The sequence below is a fragment of the Dactylosporangium sp. NPDC048998 genome (assembly GCF_043197855.1).
Lineage (GTDB): Bacteria > Actinomycetota > Actinomycetes > Mycobacteriales > Micromonosporaceae > Dactylosporangium.
The window spans coordinates 1-21,724 of the sequence record NZ_JBICTV010000026.1 but is presented as its reverse complement, the minus strand read 5'-3'; the positions used below and the strand labels follow the sequence as shown (position 1 = coordinate 21,724).

At 70.2% G+C, this 21,724-nt stretch carries 21 protein-coding genes and 1 pseudogene; 16 read left to right on the top strand and 6 right to left on the bottom strand.

The annotated features are described in order from the left end of the window. Genes ACGFI8_RS36710 through ACGFI8_RS36700 form a run of 3 tightly spaced genes read right to left on the bottom strand, consistent with a single transcriptional unit; the run spans nucleotide 1 to nucleotide 2,880 of the window. Nucleotides 1-1,602: a class I adenylate-forming enzyme family protein gene (locus tag ACGFI8_RS36710; RefSeq protein ID WP_392811696.1), complete on the bottom strand. Its 1,602-nt coding sequence runs from the start codon at nucleotides 1,600-1,602 to the stop codon at nucleotides 1-3. 4 nt (nucleotides 1,603-1,606) lie between these two features. Beyond that, complete coding sequence (locus tag ACGFI8_RS36705) at nucleotides 1,607-2,122, bottom strand: nuclear transport factor 2 family protein (protein WP_392811694.1); 516 nt, start codon at nucleotides 2,120-2,122, stop codon at nucleotides 1,607-1,609. After that, complete coding sequence (locus ACGFI8_RS36700) at nucleotides 2,119-2,880, bottom strand: enoyl-CoA hydratase/isomerase family protein (protein ID WP_392811692.1); 762 nt, start codon at nucleotides 2,878-2,880, stop codon at nucleotides 2,119-2,121. Before ACGFI8_RS36700 ends, ACGFI8_RS36705 begins: the two co-directional genes overlap by 4 nt. 374 nt (nucleotides 2,881-3,254) lie before the next feature. On the opposite strand from ACGFI8_RS36700, the gene ACGFI8_RS36695 reads away from it, so the two are divergent. The 9 genes from ACGFI8_RS36695 to ACGFI8_RS36655 all read left to right on the top strand — a co-directional run bounded on the left by ACGFI8_RS36695 (nucleotide 3,255) and on the right by ACGFI8_RS36655 (nucleotide 13,615). Next, nucleotides 3,255-4,478: an acetyl-CoA C-acetyltransferase gene (locus tag ACGFI8_RS36695; RefSeq protein WP_392811691.1), complete on the top strand. Its 1,224-nt coding sequence runs from the start codon at nucleotides 3,255-3,257 to the stop codon at nucleotides 4,476-4,478. A 29-nt stretch (nucleotides 4,479-4,507) separates the two neighbouring features. Next, the gene (locus ACGFI8_RS36690; protein WP_392811689.1) at nucleotides 4,508-6,679 is read left to right on the top strand and encodes a 3-hydroxyacyl-CoA dehydrogenase NAD-binding domain-containing protein; all 2,172 of its coding nucleotides are present in this window, start codon (nucleotides 4,508-4,510) and stop codon (nucleotides 6,677-6,679) included. Further along, a complete protein-coding gene (locus ACGFI8_RS36685) occupies nucleotides 6,676-7,533 on the top strand; it encodes an SDR family oxidoreductase (protein ID WP_392811688.1) in 858 nt (285 codons plus the stop codon). Before ACGFI8_RS36690 ends, ACGFI8_RS36685 begins: the two co-directional genes overlap by 4 nt. Next, nucleotides 7,526-8,686, top strand: coding sequence for an acyl-CoA dehydrogenase family protein (locus ACGFI8_RS36680; RefSeq protein WP_392811687.1), 1,161 nt, complete (start codon nucleotides 7,526-7,528; stop codon nucleotides 8,684-8,686). Before ACGFI8_RS36685 ends, ACGFI8_RS36680 begins: the two co-directional genes overlap by 8 nt. Before the next feature lie 34 nt (nucleotides 8,687-8,720). Beyond that, the gene (locus ACGFI8_RS36675; RefSeq protein ID WP_392811686.1) at nucleotides 8,721-9,524 is read left to right on the top strand and encodes an enoyl-CoA hydratase/isomerase family protein; all 804 of its coding nucleotides are present in this window, start codon (nucleotides 8,721-8,723) and stop codon (nucleotides 9,522-9,524) included. Beyond that, the gene (locus tag ACGFI8_RS36670) at nucleotides 9,521-10,624 is read left to right on the top strand and encodes a CaiB/BaiF CoA transferase family protein (RefSeq protein ID WP_392811684.1); all 1,104 of its coding nucleotides are present in this window, start codon (nucleotides 9,521-9,523) and stop codon (nucleotides 10,622-10,624) included. Before ACGFI8_RS36675 ends, ACGFI8_RS36670 begins: the two co-directional genes overlap by 4 nt. A 193-nt stretch (nucleotides 10,625-10,817) precedes the next feature. Then, entirely contained in the window at nucleotides 10,818-11,870 is a 1,053-nt protein-coding gene (locus tag ACGFI8_RS36665) for an MBL fold metallo-hydrolase (RefSeq protein WP_392811683.1), read from the top strand. Next, nucleotides 11,842-12,825 (top strand): hypothetical protein, encoded by a 984-nt coding sequence (locus ACGFI8_RS36660; protein ID WP_392811681.1) that lies wholly within the window; start codon nucleotides 11,842-11,844, stop codon nucleotides 12,823-12,825. Before ACGFI8_RS36665 ends, ACGFI8_RS36660 begins: the two co-directional genes overlap by 29 nt. Further along, the gene (locus tag ACGFI8_RS36655; RefSeq protein WP_392811834.1) at nucleotides 12,797-13,615 is read left to right on the top strand and encodes a glycosyl hydrolase family 65 protein; all 819 of its coding nucleotides are present in this window, start codon (nucleotides 12,797-12,799) and stop codon (nucleotides 13,613-13,615) included. The genes ACGFI8_RS36660 and ACGFI8_RS36655 overlap by 29 nt, the downstream gene beginning before the upstream one ends. 104 nt (nucleotides 13,616-13,719) lie before the next feature. On the opposite strand, the gene ACGFI8_RS36650 is transcribed toward ACGFI8_RS36655, so the two are convergent. Both ACGFI8_RS36650 and ACGFI8_RS36645 read right to left on the bottom strand, forming a co-directional pair. Continuing rightward, entirely contained in the window at nucleotides 13,720-14,058 is a 339-nt protein-coding gene (locus tag ACGFI8_RS36650) for a hypothetical protein (RefSeq protein ID WP_392811680.1), read from the bottom strand. 308 nt (nucleotides 14,059-14,366) lie between these two features. Then, complete coding sequence (locus tag ACGFI8_RS36645) at nucleotides 14,367-15,761, bottom strand: MFS transporter (protein WP_392811678.1); 1,395 nt, start codon at nucleotides 15,759-15,761, stop codon at nucleotides 14,367-14,369. Between the two features lie 60 nt (nucleotides 15,762-15,821). Here ACGFI8_RS36645 and ACGFI8_RS36640 point away from each other — a divergent pair, with 60 nt between their 5' ends. The 4 genes from ACGFI8_RS36640 to ACGFI8_RS36625 all read left to right on the top strand — a co-directional run bounded on the left by ACGFI8_RS36640 (nucleotide 15,822) and on the right by ACGFI8_RS36625 (nucleotide 18,220). Next, on the top strand, nucleotides 15,822-16,850 hold the full coding sequence (locus ACGFI8_RS36640) for a YihY/virulence factor BrkB family protein (RefSeq protein ID WP_392811677.1): 1,029 nt from the start codon (nucleotides 15,822-15,824) through the stop codon (nucleotides 16,848-16,850). Between the two features lie 352 nt (nucleotides 16,851-17,202). Further along, on the top strand, nucleotides 17,203-17,607 hold the full coding sequence (locus tag ACGFI8_RS36635) for a PLD nuclease N-terminal domain-containing protein (protein ID WP_392811676.1): 405 nt from the start codon (nucleotides 17,203-17,205) through the stop codon (nucleotides 17,605-17,607). Between the two features lie 124 nt (nucleotides 17,608-17,731). Next, nucleotides 17,732-18,055, top strand: coding sequence for a DUF308 domain-containing protein (locus tag ACGFI8_RS36630; RefSeq protein ID WP_392811675.1), 324 nt, complete (start codon nucleotides 17,732-17,734; stop codon nucleotides 18,053-18,055). Between the two features lie 6 nt (nucleotides 18,056-18,061). Beyond that, nucleotides 18,062-18,220, top strand: a complete 159-nt coding sequence (locus ACGFI8_RS36625) for a DUF308 domain-containing protein (protein WP_392811674.1) — start codon at nucleotides 18,062-18,064, stop codon at nucleotides 18,218-18,220. 158 nt (nucleotides 18,221-18,378) lie between these two features. On the opposite strand, the gene ACGFI8_RS36620 is transcribed toward ACGFI8_RS36625, so the two are convergent. Beyond that, a complete protein-coding gene (locus tag ACGFI8_RS36620) occupies nucleotides 18,379-18,792 on the bottom strand; it encodes a hypothetical protein (RefSeq protein ID WP_392811672.1) in 414 nt (137 codons plus the stop codon). A gap of 206 nt (nucleotides 18,793-18,998) precedes the next feature. On the opposite strand from ACGFI8_RS36620, the gene ACGFI8_RS36615 reads away from it, so the two are divergent. The 3 genes and pseudogenes from ACGFI8_RS36615 to ACGFI8_RS36605 form a co-directional block, all read left to right on the top strand. Further along, nucleotides 18,999-20,324 (top strand): diacylglycerol/lipid kinase family protein, encoded by a 1,326-nt coding sequence (locus ACGFI8_RS36615; protein ID WP_392811671.1) that lies wholly within the window; start codon nucleotides 18,999-19,001, stop codon nucleotides 20,322-20,324. Then, entirely contained in the window at nucleotides 20,321-21,127 is an 807-nt protein-coding gene (locus ACGFI8_RS36610) for a metallophosphoesterase family protein (protein WP_392811669.1), read from the top strand. The genes ACGFI8_RS36615 and ACGFI8_RS36610 overlap by 4 nt, the downstream gene beginning before the upstream one ends. 394 nt (nucleotides 21,128-21,521) lie before the next feature. Continuing rightward, nucleotides 21,522-21,724, top strand: a pseudogene (locus tag ACGFI8_RS36605) (recombinase); the annotation flags it as partial.

Here is a 21,724-nt window from a genome sequence, read left to right as displayed (position 1 = left end):
TCAGCTCCGCAGGCCCCATTTGACCAAGGCGTGCTTCTGGATCTTCCCGCTCGCCGTGGTCGGCAGTGCAGGCACCACCGTCCACCGGGTGGGGATCTTCTGCCGGGCGAGCTTGGCGTCCTCGAGGTGCTGGACGAGTCGTTCCGGGCCGGTCCACTCGACGCCCGGCGCGAGGACCACCCAGGCACCGACGCCCTCACCCAGCCGCTCGTCGGGGATGGCCGTGACCGCGGCCGCCGTCACGTCGGGATGGGACGCGATCGCCGACTCGATGTCGAGCGTCGAGAGCTTCTCGCCGCCTCGGTTGATGATGTCCTTGAGCCGGCCGGACATTCGCACCCACCCCTCCTCGTCTACCACTCCGACGTCACCGGGGTAGAACCAGCCGTCGTCGTCGATCTGCTCGCGGGTGCACTCGGGGTCGGTGTAGGCCGTGAGCAGCTGCGGTCCGCGGATACGCAGCTCGCCCTCCTCACCCGCCGGGAGCGGCGTGCGATCGGGTCCCACGGTTTCGATCTCCAGGCCCGGAAGGATCTTGCCATCCCACTGCGAACGCCGTTCGACAGGCGTGTCCCCGGGCGCGGCGGCGCAGACCCCGGCTGTCTCGGTCATGCCGTAGCAGCGCATCGCGCGGACCCCGACTGCCTCCGCGCGCAGAACCACGTCCGGTGGGATGGTCGCGCCGGCACAGGCGTACAAGGTCAACCGGTGCTCCCGGCCGGCTCCGGCCTCGTAGCGCTGCACCAGGTCGGAGATGAACACGGTCGCGCCCATCGCAAGGGTGGCCCGCTCACGCTCGATCACGTCGACCGCCTCGTCGGGACGCCAGGCCGGCATGATCACCGATCGGGCGCCCAGGAAGGCCGGAAAGATCACCCCGGCGACGAAACCGCCCAGGTGGGACAGCGGTGTGGCGCACAGGATGACACAGTCCTCGTCCACGCCGAGGGCGGTCTGGAAGTTGCGCAGGTGCGCGATCAGCGCTGCGCTCGTCAGCAGCGCCCCCTTCGGGGCCGATGTCGTCCCCGACGTGTACAGCAACAAGGTCGGTTCCTGAGCCGAAAGAGGCTCGGGAAGATCGACCTCCGCGATCTCACCCGGACCAGGCACCGTGGACCATCCGGGGCGCTCCCCGCCGACGACGTAGCGCACGGCAGGCTCGTGTCCGAGCTCGGTGAGGATCGCCTCCAGCTCCTCAGCCGGCCGGCGCGTTGACAGCTCGGCCGCGACCGCGACCACCGAGGGGCGGGCGTCGGCCACGATCTGCCGAACCTCGTGCTCCCGGTAGATCGGGATGATCGGCATGTCCACGGCGCCGATCCGGAACGCCGCGACCTGGAGGACGAGGGCCTCGAGGCAGTTGGGCAGCTGCACCATGACCCGATCACCTCGGCGGACCCCGCGGCGGACGAGGTCGGAAGCGACCGTGCGTACCCAGGCGTCGAACTCGCCGTAGGTGACCCGGCGCCCTTCGAAGGCGAACAGCTCCCGGTCCGGGGTTCGGGCCGCCTGGTCCTTGAGCAGGTCGCCGACCCTTCGGTTGTCCCAGAGGCCCAGCTCACGGTAGCGCTCGGCCCGTTCGGCCGCTGCGGCGGTGGTCATGCCGTCATCCTCTCGTTGTTGCCGGAAGGCGTGGTCGATTCGAGTCGTCGGGGCCCGTGAGGGAAAGCAGGTAGGCGCCGCCCTTGAGATCCCCGCGTGGGGGAAGGGCGCCGAGTTGGCGGAGCATGTCGGTGATCTCGAAGGCGGCGGTGTAGTGGGACAGGAGCCCGTCCCGGAATGCGAGGAAGATGTCGCAGCCATGCGTGTCGAAGCGCCGGTCCGTGCGGAGGCCGGCCGGTGCCGCCCCACGCTGCCGGAACATGAACAACGCCCGGCCGTCGTCGACCGCGGTGAACAGCTGGATCTCGGAGAGCTCGTACTCGGGCATTGAACGCCAGATCGCGTCGACGTAGCTGCGCACGGCTTCCCGGCCCTCGATCTGGTGCGGCCAGAAGATCCGTTCGTCCCACAGGACGTCGGGGTGGAGCAGTTCGAGGACGGCGTCGGTCTCGCGGCTGTTCCAGGCGGCGTGCCAGCGGTCGGCGAAGTCGCGCAGGAAGGCCGCGTCGACCGCGTTCATGACCGGCTCCGGATGCGGTCGTAGGCGCCGGAGATCCGTTCCACCACGTCGGGGTGCCAGACGATCTCGCGGTAGGCCATGGTCTCGAAGGAGAGTGCCGAGATCGGGTCCATGGCCGGCGAGCGCAGCATCATCTCCTTGTTGAACATCGCCGACTTCGTCGTCGTCTCGGCGATGCTGCGGGCCAGCCGGGTCGCCTGCTCCACCACCTGGCCCGCGGGGACGAGCCGGTCGATGAGGCCGATGCGCAGGGCTTCGGCGGCGTCGATCAGCTCGCCACTGAGCGTCAGCAGCTTCGCCTGGCTGAGCCCGACGATCTTCCAGAGGGGTGAGAAGTAGGGCGTGAGCCCGAATTTGACCTGCGGGAACCCGAAGATGCCGTTCTCGGCCCCGATGCGGATGTCGCAGAAGACCGCGATGTCGCACCCACCACCGAGGGTCGGTCCGGCGACCGCCGCGATCGTCGGCTTGGGGTAGTCGAGAAGGGTTCCGTACACGCGCAGACACGCCTCGGCATAGGCCGCACGGGACTCGGGCGTGAATCCGGACTGGAGGTCGAGGTCCAAGCCGGCGCAGAACATCTCCTCTCCACCGGTGAGCACCACGGCCGTGACGCTGTCGTCCCGCCGCCATCGGTCGAGGTGGTCACCGAGGGCCCCGAAGAGCTCGAGGCTCAGCGCGTTTCGGCGCTCGGGCCTGTTGAACCGAATCGTTCCGACGCCGTCCGACTGCGTCGCCGTGATCGCGTGCTGAGACATCCACAACTCCCATCTGGCGTGACGGAATGTGAGCGTAGACCATAAAGTGAACGATGACTAGACGCTCGATGGGGCGATTGCTGGAGGTCACCGCGGGGTGACGGCCGGAGGTTCCATCCACCGACTGCGCGTTTCGCTACCCGGCGCGGTGGGCGGCGGCAGACAGCCGTCGCCGCAGGTGCAGGTGCATGGTGTAGCAGGGATGGGCCTCCTGCTCGCGGAGTAGCGCGGCTCTCCTCGCCGCGCTCGTGCAGACGCCATCCGAGTGGCGCGCGGAAGGGCTCCGGGCTTGCCTTGTGAATGTTCACTAGATAGCGTGACCGGCAGTCACCGACCCCTGATTGATGAGACCTTCCAGCAGGAACGGAGTAGCCGTGCCCGAATCGACTCCTCAAGCCCTCATCTACGAGGCCATCCGCACACCTCGCGGGCGAGGGAAGAGCACCGGGTCGCTGCACACCGTCAAGCCGATCTCTCTGGTGGTCGGCCTGATCGACGAGTTGCGTGCCCGGCATCCCGACCTCGACCCCCGTGCCATCGACGACATGGTGCTCGGGATCGTGTCGCCGGTCGGGGACCAGGGCTCGGTGCTCCCACGCATCGCAGCTCTCGCCGCCGGACTGCCCGACACCGTCTCCGGGCTGCAGATCAACCGCTTCTGCGGCTCTGGGCTGGAGGCGGTCAACGTGGCTGCCCAGAAGGTGCGGTCCGGCTGGGACCGGCTCGTCATCGCCGGCGGCGTCGAATCCATGTCCCGGCTCCCGCTCGGCTCCGACGGTGGGGCGTGGATGAACGACCCCGAGACCAACTTCTCCACGTCCTTCATCCCACAGGGCGTCAGCGCCGACCTGATCGCAACCATCGAAGGCTTCGACCGTGAGACCGTGGACCGCTACGCTCTGCAGTCGCAGCAGCGGGCGGCCGCCGCATGGTCCGGCGGATACTTCGAGAAGTCAGTCGTCGCGGTCCGAGACCGCAACGGCATCGTCGTCCTGGACCGCGACGAGCACATGCGACCGGACTCCACCCTCGAGTCGCTCGGTTCGCTGAAGCCGTCGTTCGCCGCGATGGGCCAGCAGGGCGGGTTCGACGCCGTCGCCCTGCAGCGCTACCACTGGGTCGAGCGGATCCGCCACGTCCACCACGCGGGCAACTCGTCGGGCATCGTGGACGGCGCCGCGCTGGTCCTCGTCGGCGACGAGCGGATCGGGGAGGCGCACGGGCTCACCCCACGGGGGCGGATCGTCGCCACCGCCACGTCTGGCGCCGACTCGACGATCATGCTCACCGGCCCGATCCCGGCCACTCGCAAGCTGCTGGCCACCACGGGCCTCACGGTCAGCGACATCGACCTGTTCGAGATCAACGAGGCGTTCGCCGCTGTCCCGCTGAAGTATGCCAAGGACCTGAACCTCCCCGCGGAGAAGGTCAACGTCAACGGCGGCGCCATCGCGATGGGCCACCCGCTCGGCGCCACCGGGGCGATGCTCATCGGCACGGCTCTGGACGAGCTGGAGCGCCGGCAGGCGCGCCGCGCAATCGTCACGCTCTGCATCGGCGGCGGCATGGGCGTCGCCACCCTGATCGAACGCCTCTGACCCCCGCCACACCTACAGGAGTTCCAGCAGTGAGCGAGTTCGAGCACCCCATGTTCCGGTGGGACCTCGACGCCGACGGCGTCGTGACCCTCACCATGGACGACCCCGACCAGTCGGCCAACACGATGAACGAGCGGTTCCGTCGCGAGCTGCCCGTCGTCGTAGACCGCCTCTGGGCCGAGCGCGACCGGATCAGCGGCGTCATCATCGCCTCGGCCAAGAAGACGTTCTTCGCCGGCGGCGACCTCGGCATGATGATGCGCGCCCGCCCCGAGGACGCCCCCGACGTGGTCGCGTTGCTCGAGGGGGTCAAGGCGGCGCTGCGCCGGCTGGAGACCCTCGGCCGGCCGGTCGTCGCCGCCATCAACGGCGCCGCTCTCGGCGGTGGCTACGAGATCGCGTTGGCCTGCCACCACCGCATCGCCGTCGACGCCCCCAACGTCACCGTCGGTCTGCCGGAGGTGACGCTCGGCCTGCTGCCCGGCGGCGGCGGCACCACCCGCACGGTTCGTATGTTCGGGCTGCAGACCGCGCTGCAGGACATCCTCCTGACCGGAAAGAAGTTCCGCCCCGGCGCAGCGCTGGACAAGGGCCTGGTCGACGAGGTGGTCGCCGACGCTGAGCAGCTGGCCGCGGCGGCCCGCCGCTGGATCGCGGCCAACCCCGAGGCGAGCCAGCCCTGGGACCGCCCCGGGTACAAGGTTCCTGGCGGTACGCCGGCCAGCCCCGCGCTGGCCGCGATGCTGCCCAGCCTGCCGGCGCTGCTCCGTAAGCGGTCACAGGGTGCGCCCGCTCCGGCTCCGCGCAACCTGCTGGCCGCTGCGGTCGAAGGCGCCCAGGTCGACTTCGACAACGCGTTGACCATCGAGTCTCGCTGCTGCGCGGAGCTCATCTGCGGGCAGATCTCGGCGAACATCATCAAGGCGATGTTCTTCGACCTGCAGGCGATTAACCGCGGCGCCAGCCGGCCCGACGGCTATCCGCCCCACCGCGCGCAGAAGCTGGTCGTGCTGGGCGCCGGGATGATGGGGGCCGGCATCGCCTACGTCAGCGCGCTCGCCGGGCTGGACGTCGTCCTCAAGGACGTGTCACTGGAGGCGGCCGATCGGGGCAAGGGCTACAGCGCACGGCTGCTGGACAAGGCGGTCGAGCGCGGGCAGACTACGCCCGAGCAACGCGACGCGGTGCTCGCCCGGATCCGACCGACCGTCGACCCGGCCGACGCCGCTGGCGCCGATCTGCTGATCGAGGCGGTCTTCGAGGACCCGCAGCTGAAGAAGAAGGTCATTGCGGAGACCATCCCGCATCTCGCGACCGGCGCGGTGATCGCCTCGAACACCTCGACGCTGCCCATCACCGAGCTGGCAGAGGGCGTGCCGGATCCCGAGAACTTCATCGGGCTGCACTTCTTCTCCCCGGTGGACAAGATGGCGCTGCTGGAGATCGTCGTCGGACAGAAGACCAGCGACGCGACCCTCGCCAAGGCCGTCGACATCGCCCACCAGATCGGCAAGACACCGATCGTGGTCAACGACAGCCGGGGCTTCTTTACCAGCCGGGTCATCATCGAGTTCGTCCATGAGGCGGTCGCCCTGATCGGCGAGGGCGTGCCTGCCGCGTCGGTGGAGCAGGCCGCCACCCAGGCCGGCTACCCGGTCGGTGCGCTCGCGCTGCTCGACGAGCTCTCCCTCACCCTGCTGCGCAAGATCCGCGAGGAAACCATCGCGGGCTATCGTGCCGCCGGGATCGAGAAGCCCGTGCACCCGGCGGCCACGGTCATCGACCGGATGATCGACGAGTTCGGCCGCCGCGGCCGGGCGGCAGGCGCCGGCTTCTACGACTACGCCGACGGCCGCAAGGCCGGCCTCTGGCCGGGGCTGGCCGCGGCGTTCGGTGGCACGAACACCGACGTTCCCTTCGAGGACATGCAGGAGCGGATGCTCTTCGCCGAGGCCCTCGACACCATCCGCTGCCTCGACGAGGGAGTCCTGCGCTCTGTGGCGGACGCCAACGTCGGCTCCATCCTCGGCATCGGCTTCCCCGCATGGACCGGCGGCGTCCTGCAGTACGTCAACCAGTACGACGACGGCCTGCCTGGCTTCGTCGCACGAGCCCGCCAGCTCGCGGAACGCTACGGCGACCGGTTCGCACCACCGGAGTCGCTCGTGCGCAAGGCCGACCGTGGGGAGGAGTACCGGTGAGCGTCGCGACGGGTTCACTCAAGGGGCGCACAATCCTCATGTCCGGCGGAAGCCGCGGCATCGGCCTGGAGATCGCGCTGCGGGCCGCGCGCGACGGCGCGAACGTCGTCCTGCTGGCCAAGACAGACCAGCCCGACCCACGGCTGCCGGGCACGGTCCACACTGCCGTCGCGGAGATCGAGGCCGCCGGCGGTCGGGCAGTGGCAGTCGTCGGGGACGTCCGCAAGGAGGAGTCGGTCACCGCGGCGGTCGATCGCGCCGTCACCGAGTTCGGCGGGATCGACATCGTGGTCAACAACGCCTCGGCGATCGACCTGTCACCGATCGGCAAGGTGTCGCCCAAGCGCTACGACCTGATGCTCGACATCAACGCACGCGGCACGTTCCTGCTGACGAGTGCGGCATTGCCGCACCTCTACGAATCGGAGAACCCGCACGTCCTGACGCTGTCCCCGCCGCTGAACCTCGACCCCGGGTGGTTCGCGGCCCACGCCCCCTACACGGTGAGCAAGTACGCCATGACGATGCTCACCGTCGGGCTGGCCGGTCAGCGCCATCCGCGTCCGGTTGCCGCGAACTGTCTGTGGCCGCGCACCACGATCGCCACGGCCGCCGTGCAGAACATCGTCGGTGGAGACGCTGCAATGGCGATCTCCCGCCGCCCGGAGATCATGGCCGACGCCGCACATGCGCTGCTCGTGCGGCCCGCGGCTGAAGTCACCGGCCAGTGCTTCATCGACGAGGACGTGCTGCGCGCGGTAGGCGTCACCGACTTCGCGCCGTACCGCTACGGCACCGCCAGGGAAGCCGACCTCAAGATCGACCTCTTCCTTCCCGGAGGGCAGCATGGCTGACCGCATCCCGCGCACCGTCTACGACGACGACCACGAGCTGTTCCGCGAGACGGTCCGCTCGTTTATCGCGGCCGAGGTGGCGCCGCACGACGAGGAGTGGGAGACGCGTGGGATCGTCGACCGTTCGCTCTTCCGCGCCGCCGGCGATGCCGGCCTGCTCATGTTCTCCACCCCGGAGCGGTACGACGGGGCCGGCATCGACGACTGGCGGTTCAACGCCATCGTCGACGAGGAGTTCGGCCGCGCGGGCTACGCGTCGGCTGGGCTGAGCCTGGCCTTGCAGAACGACGTCGTCGGCCCGTACTTTCTCGACCTGACCGACGATGAGCAGAAGGCCCGCTGGCTGCCCGAACTCACATCCGGTGAGCTGGTCGGAGCGATCGCCATGACCGAACCCGGGACGGGCAGTGATCTGTCGGGCATCGCGACCACGGCCGTGCGCGACGGTGATCACTACGTGCTCAACGGTGCGAAGACGTTCATCTCCAACGGGCAGAACGCCGACCTGGTCGTCGTCGCGGCGCGGACTTCCCCGGACCGCCATCGAGGGCTGACCCTGTTCGTGGTCGAGCGGGGCATGCCCGGCTTCGAGCGCGGGCGCAACCTCGACAAGCTCGGCCTGCACGGGCAGGACACCAGCGAACTGCACTTCTCCGACGTCCGCGTCCCGGTGGCGAACCGTCTGGGCACCGAAGACGGCCAGGGGTTCTTCCAGCTGATCCGCAATCTGCCGCAGGAGCGGCTGTCGCTGGCGGTCACTGCCGTCTCCGCCGCCGAAGGGGTCCTCGCTCGGACCCTGGAGTACGTCACCGAGCGCACGGCCTTCGGGCAGTCGATCGGCAGCTTCCAGAACAGCCGATTCCTGCTTGCCGAGCTGTTCACCCAGGTTGATGTCACGCGGGTCTTCGTCGACCGGTGCGTCGAGCTGCACGCCCGCGGCAAGCTCACCCCGGTGCAGGCCGCCGAGGCGAAGTGGTGGGCCTCCGAGCTGCAGGTGAAGGTGGCCGATCGCTGCCTCCAGTTGCACGGGGGCTACGGGTACATGCGGGAGTACCCGGTCGCTCGTGCCTTCGTCGACGCCCGGATCCAGACCATCTACGGCGGGACCACCGAGATCATGAAGGAGATCATCGGCCGGGACCTGGGTCTGTGAGCATTCGGTGCCGACCACCGAGGGAGGAGTGCTGGTGAGCCTGGTGGCCTACGAGGAGCGGGACGGCGTCGCCCGGATCCGGCTCAGCGATGGGGGGCGAGGCAATCCGCTTGACCAGTCCCTGGCGGACGCGCTCGCCCGGGCCGTGCGCCGCGCTCGCGCTGACGACGTCCACGTCGTCGTACTGTCCGCCGAGGGCCGGGCCTTCAGCGTCGGCGGCAACATCTCCGCCTTCGCCGCCGCCGAGGACATCGAGCAGACGGTCGACGACTTGGCTGAGACTCTGCACCGCGTCGTCAGTGACCTGCATCGGATGGACGCGATCATCGTCTCGGTCGTCCACGGGGTGGCCGCCGGCGCAGGCGTGGCGCTTGCCGCGGCCGCCGACCTGGTCATCGCCAGTGCGTCCGCTCGGTTCACGCTGGCGTACACCGGGATCGGTTTCTCGCCGGACGGCGGGAGCTCCTTGCTGACCGCGTCCGTCGGCCTGCACCGCGGGCTGCACCTAGCGCTGCTCAACCCGCGGGTCACCGCCGACGAGGCGCACGCGATGGGGCTCGTCGCCCAGGTCCATCCGGACGACGAGCTCGAGGCCGCGGTCGAGCGCGTGGTCGACGACCTGCGGTCGGGGTCGCGGACGGCGCAGGTGGCCGCGAAGCGGCTGATGCGGGAGGCCGCCACTCCGGGGGCGGAGGCAGCGTTGCGCCGGGAGACCCTGTCGATCAGAAAGCGTGCGGCCGATCCCGACGGTCGCGAGGGCGTTGCGGCGTTCCTAGCGAAGCGGCCGCCCCGGTTCCCGAGTGCCCACCACACCTTCGCCCTCGGGGAGGGGAGTTGACAACAGCACACCACGGACCGCTCGCCGGGCTACGGGTCGTGGAACTGGCCGGCATCGGCCCGGGTCCGCATGCGGCGATGCTGCTCGCCGACCTGGGTGCGGACGTGGTGCGGATCGACCGGCCGTCCGGCGGACTGCAGATCGGCGACCCCGACGCACCTGATCCCCTCCTGCGCGGTCGCCGGCGGGTGTCCGCCGATCTCAAGGACCCCGCCGGGCGGGAGAAAGTACTCCGCCTGGTCGAACACGCGGACGTGTTGGTCGAAGGGTATCGGCCGGGAGTCACCGAGCGGCTGGGCGTGGGGCCGGCTGACTGCCACGCGCGCAATCCCCGCCTGGTGTACGCGCGCATGACTGGCTGGGGCCAAGACGGTCCGATGGCCCAGCGGGCCGGTCATGACATCAACTACATCTCGGTGACCGGCGCGTTGCATGCCATTGGCCGGGCAGGGGAGCGCCCGATTCCCCCGCTGAACCTCGTCGGAGACTTCGGCGGCGGGTCGATGCTCCTGGTCGTCGGCGTGCTGGCAGCCCTGTGGGAGGCGCAGAGCTCGGGCCGGGGCCAGGTCGTGGACGCCGCGATGGTCGATGGTGCGTCCCTGCTCGTCCAGATGATCTGGAGCATGCTCGGCCAGGGAGCCTGGACCGACGAACGCGGCACGAACCTGCTCGACGGCCACGCGCCCTTCTACGACACCTACACCTGCCGCGACGGCAGGTACGTCGCGGTGGGCGCACTGGAGCCGCAGTTCTACGCCGCGCTGCTCGAAGGGCTGGGTCTGGATTCCGCGGAGTTGCCGGCGCAGCACGACCGGGACCGCTGGCCGCAGCTGCGGGCCCGGTTCGCCGAGGTGTTCGCGACGAGGACCCGGAACGAGTGGACCGAGGCGTTCGATGCGACCGATGCCTGCGTGACCCCCGTGCTGTCGTTCACGGAGGCCGCCGCGCACCCGCATCTCACCGCGCGCTCGACGATCGTCGCACCCGGCGGTGTTTGGCAGGCAGCGCCGGCGCCCAGGTTCTCGCGTACCGCCCCGCGCCTCCGGCCACTGCCCGAGGAGGCGGAAGACGTCGGTGCCGTCCTCGCCGATTGGTGCTGACTCCCGTGCGGCCGGGTAGCTCCTGGCGATGCTCCAACCGACCACCGAACAGGTCGGGACCGCCGAAGCGAGGAGAACGACGGCCTTGGCGTCTGAGCGGTACCGGTGGCGCACGGTCGGTGGGGTATCCAGGCTCGATACGGTTGATCATGCTTTCGGAGGAATGTCACGAGTGATGGGCGGAGAACGGTAGATGACGGGCGCAGCAGCAATGCGGGTCGAGCCCGACGATGTGGCCTCAGACTGGACGCGTCCAGGGGTGTTCGAGGTGGCCGCGGGGGCGTATCGCATCCCGCTGCCGTTACCGCACGACGGCCTGCGATCGGTGAACGTGTACGCCCTGACCGGCGACGACGGCCTCGTGCTGATCGATTCCGGCTGGGCCATCACGGAGGCCAGACAGGCGCTGGATGCGGCCCTCGCCGCCCTGGGCGCGGGCCTTGGTGACGTACGGCGGTTTCTCGTGACCCACGTGCACCGGGACCATTACACGATGGCGGTGGCCGTACGGCGTGAGTTCGGCACGGCAGTGAGCCTCGGCGAGGGGGAGGAACCCGCTATCGGTGTACTGTCCACTCCCGGTAGCCGACCGATGTCCGGATACTGGCAGGCGCTGGTTCGATGCGGCGCAGGCAAGATCGTCGAAGCGCTCCGCGCCCGGGCCGATCTGGCGCCGCATGATCCGGCGGACTGGGCGGCGCCGGACGACTGGCTGGCTGGGGGAACGGACGTCGTATTGCCGACCAGGACACTTCGGGTGGTGGCAACCCCTGGGCATACCCGTGGGCATGTCGTCTTCATCGATCGCGACGCGCAGCTGATGTTCGCTGGCGACCACGTTCTTCCCCACATCACGCCGTCCATCGGCTTCGAGGCGGTGGACACGGCGCTCCCGCTGGGGGACTATCTGGACTCGTTGCGGCTGGTCCGGTCGCTGCCCGACCAGCGGCTGCTGCCGGCGCACGGCCCGGTCGGCCCGAGCGTCCACACGCGCGTCGACGAACTCCTGCACCATCACGCCGAGCGACTGGACCATGCTTGCAAGGTCGTGCAGGACGGAGCGACGGCTTACGAGGCGGCGCGACGGCTGACCTGGACCAGGCGCCAGCGTTCCTTCACCGACCTCGACCCTTTCAACCAGATGCTCGCCGTCGCCGAAACGGCCGCCCACCTCGACATGCTTGTGGCCCAGGGTCGGCTGAAGGTCACCGACGCCGATGGAGTGTTTCGCTACGACGCGGCATGACCGCCCGCGGACCAACCAGTTGAAGCCGGCCGTCGTGCGCCGCAGGCCCGGTCACGAGTTCGACGAGCGGACCGTCACACACGTCCGTACCAAGCTCGACGGCCACCGCGCCGACGTCGCCTTCGAGGCCGATGCACGGCGGCCCGGGCAGACCGTCACGCTCACCAAGTGGCTGGCCTACCACTACGGCGCCGAGGATGCGGCGGACCTGGCCGACCGCGCCGGGGTGACGTTGTACCGAGCCCGCGACATCGGCTACGCGACCGCGCTCGCCGACCACGAGCGTGCGGTCACACAGTTCTGGCAGCGCAGCGAGGTGGTCTGGGAGGGAGCGCCCGCCGCCCAGCAGGCGCTGCATTTCAGCCTGTTCAGCATCCTGCAGGCGTCGCTGCGCAGCGAGGGGCACGGGGTGCCTGCGAAGGGTTTGACCGGCACCGGCTATGAAGGGCACTACTTCTGGGACACCGAGGCGTACGTGCTGCCGTTCCTGACACATACGTCACCGAACGTGGCACGCAGTCTGCTCATGCATCGCATCCGCATGCTGCCCGCGGCCCGCCGCCGGGCCAGCGAGGTCGGCTGCGCAGGGGCGTTGTTCCCGTGGCGCACCATCAACGGCGAAGAGGCGTCGGCGTACTACGCCGCGGGGACGGCCCAGTACCACATCGACGCCGACATCGCCTATGCCCTCGACCAGTACGTCAAGGTCACCGGCGATGCCGACCTGCTGTTCAGACACGGCGTCGAACTGCTGGTCGAGACGGCCCGTATGTGGGCCGGCCTCGGCTTCTTCTCCCAGCGCCACGGCGGCAGGTTCGTCATCCACAAGGTGACCGGGCCCGACGAGTACACCACGGTCGTCGACAACAACCTGTTCACCAACCTCATGGCGGCCGAGAACCTGACCCTGGCAGCCGACGCCGTGGATCGCGTACGAGTGCAGTCCCCCACCTGACTTCCGCAGACTGGTCGAACGCACCGGCCTGCGCAACGAGGAGTTGGCCACCTGGCGACGTGCGGCCGAGCGGATGTACCTTCCGCACGACGAGGCCGCCGGCGTTCACCTGCAGGATGACAGCTTCCTCGACCAGGCGCCGTGGGACTTCGCCGCAACGCCGCTGGAGCGCTATCCGCTGCTGCTGCACTACCATCCACTGGTCATCTACCGGCACCAGGTGATCAAGCAGACCGACGTCGTGCTCGCCACGGTGCTGCTGCCCGACCGCTTCACCGCGCACCAGCGGCGACGGATCTTCGACTACTACGATCCACTCACCACGGGGGACTCCTCACTGTCCGAGTGCATCCAGGCGATCGCCGCGGCGGACGTGGGCAAGTACCGCAGCGCCGAGGAGTATCTCGTCGACGCCGCCGCGGTCGACACGGCCGACACTGCCGGCAATCTCCGCGACGGCGTCCACGTCGCGTCGGCCGGTGGCACCTGGATGGCGGTCGTGTACGGCTTCGCGGGATACCGCTGGCGCTCGCCGCACGGCCCGGAGTTCTCCCCGATGCTGCCCACCCGGGCCCGTCGCCTACGCTTCCCGCTCCTCATCCACGGGTCGGTGCTCGATGTCGACATCGAAGAGCATCGCGTCACGTACTCCGTGAGAAGGGGAGATCCGGTGACCGCGCAACATTACGGCAAGGAGTTCACCGCCGTCGGCGGGTCGCCGGTGTCCTTCGCGGGTGACTACCACACCCATGACGCCGCGCCCGGCCCTGCGCCGTTCGACACCGCGTGAACCGGTGGACCGGTTACGCGGTAGCGCTCGACGCGGCGACGCCCTTACGGTGCCCGACCGGGGCGGATCAACATCGTCGGCGCCGATGCCGGCAGGGCCGGCCATCACGCTTTGACCTTCCAGCCGTGCACGGCCAGTGCCCAGATCACGAATACGTCCAGCGCGATGATCAGCAGCGACCACAGCGGGTAGTAGGGAAGGAACAGGAAGTTCGCGATGGCGCTCAGTCCGGCTAGGACGATGCCCAGGGCCAGGGCCCACAGCCGTCCGGAGAACACCGCGAAGCCGGCCAGAAGTACCACGAGGCCCACGATGAGGTGAATCCATCCCCAGCCGGTCACGTCGAACGCGTACAAGTAGTCCGCCGTGACCACGAAGAATTTGTTCTCGACGATCGCGGCCAGGCCCGCGGCCATGTGGAACACGCCAACGATGATCATCATTATACCTGCGAAGACGGTGAAGCCGCTGGCCCACCTGGGGGAGGAGTCCCCCCGGCCGGCCCCCGTCTCCTGCTGTGCCCTTTGCTCAGCCATGCTCGGCACCCCCTCCACTCAGCGGGCGCCGTTCAACAGGTCACGTCGCGCGTAGCACTGGTCAGCGTCCACAACGCCGGATGCGGGACGCCACCCGGGAAGGATGGGACCGGGCATACCCCCGTAGAGCGCGTCCAATCCTTCTGGACTGCCCTTCGGGAACGACCTCCATCCAGGTTGGACGGGACCGCGCAGTCAGTGGTCGGAAGCCGTCGTCAGTCGGCGGCCGGGGCGCACTCGGTGGCGCCGGCTCGGTGTGCCGCCTCCTTGTCCGTCAGGTAGGTGTGCCGCGCCGAGAGCATGATCAGCCCGTTGGCCAGCAGCGGAACGAGCATGATCAAGAAGGTGTCGCGCAGGCTGGTCGTCCGGCTCGTCGCGCCCCGGCCCGCCAGCGCGTCCGCGACGAGGCCGAAGCACACGGGACCGAGCGCCTGCGCGGTGAGGCTCAGGACCGTCCGTGCGCTCTCCGCGCGGCCCCACAGCCAGGGCGTGACGATGTCGAGCCGGGCCGCGTCCAACGGCGGGTTCGCCGCGCCCAGCATCGCCGCGCCCAGGATGAGCAATGGCAGGGCTAATGCCGCCGACGCGCTCGCCAGGCCGGGCGCGAACAGCAGCGCCGTCGCCGTGTACGCCACGGCCGGAACCATGATCCTGGCGTTCGGGTGGCCGCTGTGCAGCAGCCGGTCGGCCAGCCGCCCGCCGAGCACCGTGCCGGCGAGTGCGCCCGCACCCACCGCCACGACGAGACCGGTCAACTCGCGCATGCTGACGCCGGACCAGCTCTGCACAAAGACCACGCTGAAGGTGCGCAGGCCGGCGAAGAAGAAGTACCCGGCCGACGACGCGACGATGAGGATCCGGATCGTCGGGATGTGCAGGATGTAGGCGATTGCCCGGCCGAGCGACCGCCAGGCCTGCCGCAGGACGTCGGCGCCCCCGGTGTCATGTGGTACTGCCAGGGGGTTGCCGCGCATCCGGACGGGGGCAGTCAGCGGGATCTCGCGCGCGCCGGGAGGCAGCCGGCTCGCCCCGCCGCGGGCGGGTTCGGGCAGCCACCGGTACACGGCGACGGCCAGCCCGAGACCGAGGAGGCCGAGCAGCCAGAATCCGTACCGCCAGGACACCGCGGCGCCGATGTTGGCCCCGATGATCAGCCCGATGCCCGCGCCGATCATCTCGCCGCTCAGGATCCAGCCGTACACCTTCGCCCGTTCGTCGGCCGGAATGAGATCACCGGTCAGGGAGGCGAGCAGCGGCCCGCCCGCCGCGACCGCCCCGCCCAACGCGAGCCGGGAGAGCAGCAGCCACAGGTACGACTGGGCCGCCCCGCCGACGAGGAGGGCCACGCTCCACAGGACGATCGTGTAGATCAGCAGCCGTACCCGGACGACCTGGTCGGCCAGCGCCCCCATCGGGATCGCGGCGAGCGCGCCGACCCCGGACGACATGGTCGCCAGCAGGCCGAGCTGCGCGTGGCCGATTCGGAAGGCGCCCTCCAGCTCCCGGGCCAGCGCGCCAAGCATGCCGAGATCGGCGGAGCCCATCGCGAACACGCCGGCGAACAACAGGATGACCCGGGTCCGCGCCGGCCCGCCAAAGAGTGCTTCCAACCGTCTGAGCGGCATCGATCGGACCGCTACCCGCACCGATGGGTACCTAACGGAGCGGCGATGAGCGGACAGCCGGGCGTGACGCTGGGGCGACGGGGTAGTCGGTCGCCCGTGGTCGCGTGGTTGGATCGTTACCAGCGTCGGCACGCCTGGCTGGGATTCCCGCTGGCGGTGGTCTACAAGTTCGTCGACGACCGTGGTCCATATCTTGCCGCGATGGTGACCTATTACGGGTTCATCTCGCTGTTCCCGCTGACCCTGCTGTTCCTCACTGCGCTGGGCTTCTTCCTGGAGGCCAACCCTGCCCTGCACCAGCAACTGGTGCAGACGGCGTTGGGGGATCTGCCGGTCATCGGGCCGGAGTTGCAGCGCAACGTCAGCGGGTTGCGCGGCAGCGGCACGCGTCTGGTACTCAGCATCCTCGGTGCACTGTACGGCGGACTGGGGGCGATGCAGGCCGCGCAGGCCGGGTTCAACCACATCTACGGTGTCCCGCGCAACGAACAGCCCAATCCGATCCGCTCCAGGCTGCGCAGCCTCGGGCTGCTGGTGATGCTCGGCGGCGCGGTGCTGCTGTCGGCGGCGGCGGCGACCTTCGTGGCTTTCGCCAACGAGCTCACCGGCCGGTCCGGGCCCGGAATGCAGCTCCTCGGCTACCTGTTGACGTTCATGATCAATGTCGGCCTGTGCACCGCGGCGATGCAGCTGCTGACCGCCCGGACGCTGCGTGTGCGCCAGGTCCTCGCTGGCGGGATCATCGCCGCGACCGCCTGGATGGTGTTGCAGACCGTCGGCGCTCGATACGTCGGCGCCCGGCTCAGCCACGCGAGCGCGCTCTACGGCACGTTCGGACTCGTGCTCGCCGCGCTTGCCTGGATCTATCTGCAAGCACTCGTGCTGATGCTCTGCGCCGAGATCAACATGATCGCGAACCACCGCCTGTGGCCCCGGGCGCTGCTCACCCCGTTCACCGACGACGTCGAGCTGACCGAGGCCGACCAGCGGATCTACGCGACGTTCGCGGCCGCGCAGCGATTCAAGGGCTTCGAGACGGTGCGGGTCGACTTCGGCCGGCCGTCGCAACGATAGGCGTCGGCGCGACCGGCAGATTGTCGCCGCCCAGCCGGTCGGATTGCGGCGGCCGGCCAAGTAGAAAGACGAGCGCCGCCTGCGCCAAGCATTGCCCGCCGCCGGCGACATGCTCCGGCCGCCGAGGTGTCCACGGTCGGCCGGCAGGGCTACGCGACGGTGGTCGTGCGGCGGCGCTGATGGGGTGTGGGCACCGCGATCCAGATCCAGCAGCTTCGTCGGATATCCCGCCGCACTCGGACTCGTCATACCCTGCCGTGACATCGACGTCATTCGTTAGCGTCTCACCCATGGCGGGGGATGGGCACGTGCATGGGATGTACGAGCCTGGAGGGGGAAGGTAGCGATAACCATGTCGTTCGGCGAAGCCCTGCTGGCAACCGTGTGGTTCATGTTGGTGTTCGCCTGGATCTGGTTGATGGTGATGATCCTTACGGACCTGTTCCGGGATCACTCGGTGTCCGGCTGGGGCAAGGCCGCCTGGACAGTGTTCCTGATCGTCCTGCCGTGGATCGGGGCGTTGACGTACATGATCGTGCGGGGCCGGTCGATGAACGAGCGGGCCGCCGCGCGGGCCCGGCAGCAGGAGGCGCAGCTGCGGCAGTATGTGCGCGAGGTGGCCGGCGCCCCGAGCGCGGCGGACGAGATGGCCAAGCTCGCCGATCTGCGGCAGCGTGGCGTGCTGAGCGAGTCGGAGTACCAGCGGGCGAAGTCGGCGCAGCTCGGGTTGAGCGGTGGCATGCGCCAGCGGGCCTGATCCCGGGGCGCGGCGATGACCACCGTCCCGGGAAGCGCCGGGCGTCCGGCGACCGCACCTGGCGTTCGTGGGCCGGTGACGGCGCCGTTCTGGCGGTTGCTGGCGGTCGACATGGTGACTGACCGTGGCGTTCGGGATCGCCGTGCTGGCCTGGCCGCAGGCCACGCTGCGGCTGCTGGGTGTGCTTGCCGGGGTGTGGCTGCTGGCGATCGGGCTGATGCGCGTCGCCGGCGCGTTTCGGGGCCGGGGCGAAGGGCACGGCGTGTTGAGCCGCCGGGTCGTGGACGGCGTCTTCGGGCTGCTGCTGGTGGTCGTGGGCGTGGTGTGTCTGCGGGAGGTGGCGGTCGGCATGCTGGCGGTGTCGGTGCTCGTCGGCCTGGCGTGGGTGCTCAGCGGCATGGAGGAGATGTTGCTGGGGGTGTTCGCCGGCGGCTCGACCCGGGTGTGACTGCTCGTGGTCGGCGTCGCGTCGATCGCCGTCGGTGCGCTGTTCCTGGCCCGGCCGGCCTTGTCGCCGCACGCGCTGGTGCTGCTGACCGGCATCAGTGCGCTGGTGATCGGCGCGGCGGAGACGTTCCTCGCGTTCCGGGCGCGGTACGCGGCCTCCGGCTGACCTCGCTCCGGGCGCGGCGGCTCGCGCGACAGCGGATTGTCCTGCAGGTCGATCTGCGCGACGGTGAGGTAGTTCGCGGCGCACCAGTAGCGGCGCAGCTCGTCGAAATCGTCGGCGGCGGCGACGGTGCTGGAGACAGTCGGGTCGAACCGTCCCTGTCAGTGCTGGGGCCGCTCGGCGCCGGTGATGCGCCGCACCTCTTCCCAGCGGGCGGTGAGGGCGTACAGGATCACGGTGTCCAGTGCCAGCATGAGGATCGACCAGACCGGGTAGGCGGCGATCCACAGCACCTGTACCACCGCGTGCACGGCCACGACCACGATGGCCGCAACCCGGGCCCACGTCTGGGCGGTGAGCACGCCGATGCCGACGGCGAGCAGCAGCACGCCGAGCACGAGTACGGTCCAGCCCCAGCCGGAGATGTTGAAGAAGTACAGCGTGTCCTCGGTGACCACGACGTGCCTGGCGTTGGCGAGGGCCACGATGCCCTCGATGACGTTTACGGCACCGACCACGATGAGCATCGCACCGGCGAAGAGCACCAGTCCCGCCCATGCCGTTTTGCCGGTCATCGGCCACACCCTTCGATTGTGGACACTTCACTCCAGGCTCAGGATCAGCTACCACTGGCCACGGCTCATCCCCCGCCGCGGGTGAACGGCGGCGAGCCGGCGGCGGTGCCAGCCGCGGCCGGCGCCGCCCGTGGGCCTCATCCGCGCTACGCCAACCGGCCCGGCCGCGAGGGCGAGAGACACTGGCTGGGGAAGGCGGTACGCGAATGGACCAGGGTCGTTCGACGACCGGCGGCCGTGCCACGACGTGGCTGGCACGAGCGGCGTTCGCCGCTGCCGCAGCGGCCATCGGACTGCTCGTCGGCGTCGCGGGCCTGCGAGGGATCGGGCTGCTCGCGGTCGGAGCCGCCGGCGCGGCGACCGGAGTCGCGGGTCTGTGGTGGTTCCTCGCCCGCCGCGGCCTGCGGCGCCTCGCCGCGGCCGCCGTCACGATCGCCGCGCCGGTGACGGTGGTGACGCTGTACGTGCAGGCCGGGCTGCTGTGGCTGGTGCTGACCTGCGGTGCGCTGAGCATCGCGGCGGCGGCGGCGGGCGGGGCCGCGCTGTGGCGGACCGGCCGGGCCGAGGACGCCCGTGGGTCGGGGGTCTCGCCGCCGCGGCACCCGTTCCTCATCATGAACCCCCGATCGGGAGGCGGGAAGGTGCAGCGATGCGACCTGGCGCGGAAGGCCCGCGCGCTCGGCGCCGAGGTCGTGCTGCTGGACGAGGCGGGCACCGCCGACGTCGCCGCGCTCGCCCGCCGGGCCGTGCGCGCCGGCGCCGACCTGCTCGGTGTGGCAGGAGGCGACGGCACCCAGGCCGCGGTCGCCGCGGTCGCCGTGGACAACGACCTGCCGTTCCTGGTGATCCCCGCCGGCACGCGCAACCACTTCGCGATGGACCTCGGGCTGGACCGCGCCGACCCGGCGAGCTGCCTGGACGCACTCACCAACGGCGTCGAGATCCGCACCGACGTCGGGCTGGTCAATGACCGGATGTTCGTCAACAACGCCTCGTTCGGCGTCTACGCCGCGCTCGTGCAGAGCCCGGCCTACCGCGACGACAAGGCGGGCACCGCGCTGGAGCTGCTGCCCGACCTGCTGACCGCCGGACACGACCCGCCCCTGCGGCTGCGCGCCGGGCAGACGCTCGTGTCCGGGCCGCAGGCGATCCTGGTGAGCAACAACCCGTACGCGGTCAACGACGTCATCGGCACGGGCCGGCGCGAACGCCTCACCGATGGTGTGCTCGGCGTGCTCGCCGTCAGCGCGAACAGCGCCTCCGACGCGGTCCGGCTCATGCGCGGCGACCGCTCGAAGGGGCTCACCCGTTGCACGACCGACGAGGCCGTCGTCGACGCGGACACGCCGTGGATCCCGGCCGGTGTCGATGGTGAGCCGGCCCGGCTTTCCACGCCGGTCCGATGCCGCATCCGGCCCGGCGCGCTGCGGGTCCGAGTGCCACGCAACCGGCCGGGCCGCCGGCCGCGGCCCCCGCTGGACTGGCGCCGGCTCGGCCGGCTCGCCTTCCCCGCCAGCCGGGGCCGGCCGTGAACGCCAGCCCGGCCCGGCCGCCGCTGGTCATCGCGCACGTGTCGGATCTGCACATCGGGGCACACCCGCCCCAAGTTGTGCAGACGCTGGTGGACGACGTCTCGGCCACCGCTCCCGCGCTGCTGGTCGTCACCGGCGACTGCACGATGCGCGCGCGGACCAGCCAGTTCTCGCAAGCCCGCGCCGTCCTCGAGCGGCTTCCGGCGCCCCGCCTCGTGGTGACCGGGAATCACGACATCCCGCTACTCGCGCTCGGCCGCCTCGTCGCACCGTATGCCCGCTACCGCACGTGGATCGATGCCGAGCTCGACCCACGGCTCGACCTGCCCGGCGTGAGGGCGCTCGGGCTGCAGACGATGCCCCGCTGGCGCTGGAAGAGCGGGCGGGTGAGCGGCGAGCAGTCCGCACTGGTCGAGGCTTTCCTCGGGTCGGCGCCGGCCGGCGCGCTCCGCCTGCTGGCGCTCCATCACCCGCCGTCGGCCGCCGGCCTGGCCCGGATGCTCGGCCGCGCGGCGCTGATGCGTGCGGCCGCCGCCGCGCGCGTCGACGTCGTCCTGGCCGGGCACACGCACGTACCGGCCATGCGCGCGATCGACCTGCCGTCAGGGCACCGGCTGGCCGAGGTGGTGGCCGGGACCGCGACGAGCACACGGCTGCGGGGGGTGCCCCGCTCGTGGAACGTCATCCGCGTCGATGCCGCCCACATCCGCGTGGAGCAACGGTACGAGATCGCCGGGCAGTGGCGGACCGGTCGCGTCGTCAGCGTCGAGCGCGGCGCAGGACGGCCTTGCGCGCCTCGGTGAGCACGATCACCGACGCCGCGGCGACGACGCACACAAGCCACTGGCCGAGGTCGAGGCTCACTCGCTCAGTCAGGAAGAGTTCGAGCGAAGAGAAGAAAGGCCAAGATCCTCAGCTGATCGGCGCGGGCCACCTGTCTCAACCACGACCATCAGCCGTGGCCACGTCGCGGTCCCGGCCGGACGCGGACGTTCGGCCCTGTCCGGGCGGGTTCGGTGTCGGCATGCTCATGCCGTATGAGGCGGTACGTGGTGGGTGCCGCGGTGCCACTCGTGCAAGTCACGATCGGCGTGCTCCCGGCCGGCTTCGCGACGCGATCCGGGCTCGCCCGACTGCGAGCGGCGCGCCGGCCCTCAGTGTGCCCCGTTTCTTGGTGGTGTTGACGTGGTTCGGAGCGTGCGGGTGTCGGTCGACTCCGATGTAGACGGCGATGATCTGCTGACGCGATGGATGAGCGAGGCGCGTCCCGCTGGGCGGATGCGTCGGCGGCCTCCGGACGGCGTAGGCGGCCTGCGGTTCGCGTTCTACGGGCGGGTGTCGACCGCGGATTTCCAGGAGCGTGAGTCGTCGCGGCGGTGGCAGCGCGACGCGGCCGAGGA

What these genes read in the sequence shown, in the direction of transcription:
- ACGFI8_RS36710 (WP_392811696.1), bottom strand. Translation starts at nt 1,602, where the DNA reads ATGACCACCGCCGCAGCGGCCGAACGGGCCGAGCGCTACCGTGAGCTG.
- ACGFI8_RS36705 (WP_392811694.1), bottom strand. Translation starts at nt 2,122, where the DNA reads ATGAACGCGGTCGACGCGGCCTTCCTGCGCGACTTCGCCGACCGCTGG.
- ACGFI8_RS36700 (WP_392811692.1), bottom strand. Translation starts at nt 2,880, where the DNA reads ATGTCTCAGCACGCGATCACGGCGACGCAGTCGGACGGCGTCGGAACG.
- ACGFI8_RS36680 (WP_392811687.1), top strand. Translation starts at nt 7,526, where the DNA reads ATGGCTGACCGCATCCCGCGCACCGTCTACGACGACGACCACGAGCTG.
- ACGFI8_RS36665 (WP_392811683.1), top strand. Translation starts at nt 10,818, where the DNA reads ATGACGGGCGCAGCAGCAATGCGGGTCGAGCCCGACGATGTGGCCTCA.
- ACGFI8_RS36660 (WP_392811681.1), top strand. Translation starts at nt 11,842, where the DNA reads ATGGAGTGTTTCGCTACGACGCGGCATGACCGCCCGCGGACCAACCAG.
- ACGFI8_RS36650 (WP_392811680.1), bottom strand. Translation starts at nt 14,058, where the DNA reads ATGATGATCATCGTTGGCGTGTTCCACATGGCCGCGGGCCTGGCCGCG.
- ACGFI8_RS36640 (WP_392811677.1), top strand. Translation starts at nt 15,822, where the DNA reads ATGAGCGGACAGCCGGGCGTGACGCTGGGGCGACGGGGTAGTCGGTCG.
- ACGFI8_RS36635 (WP_392811676.1), top strand. Translation starts at nt 17,203, where the DNA reads ATGTCGTTCGGCGAAGCCCTGCTGGCAACCGTGTGGTTCATGTTGGTG.
- ACGFI8_RS36620 (WP_392811672.1), bottom strand. Translation starts at nt 18,792, where the DNA reads ATGACCGGCAAAACGGCATGGGCGGGACTGGTGCTCTTCGCCGGTGCG.
- ACGFI8_RS36615 (WP_392811671.1), top strand. Translation starts at nt 18,999, where the DNA reads ATGGACCAGGGTCGTTCGACGACCGGCGGCCGTGCCACGACGTGGCTG.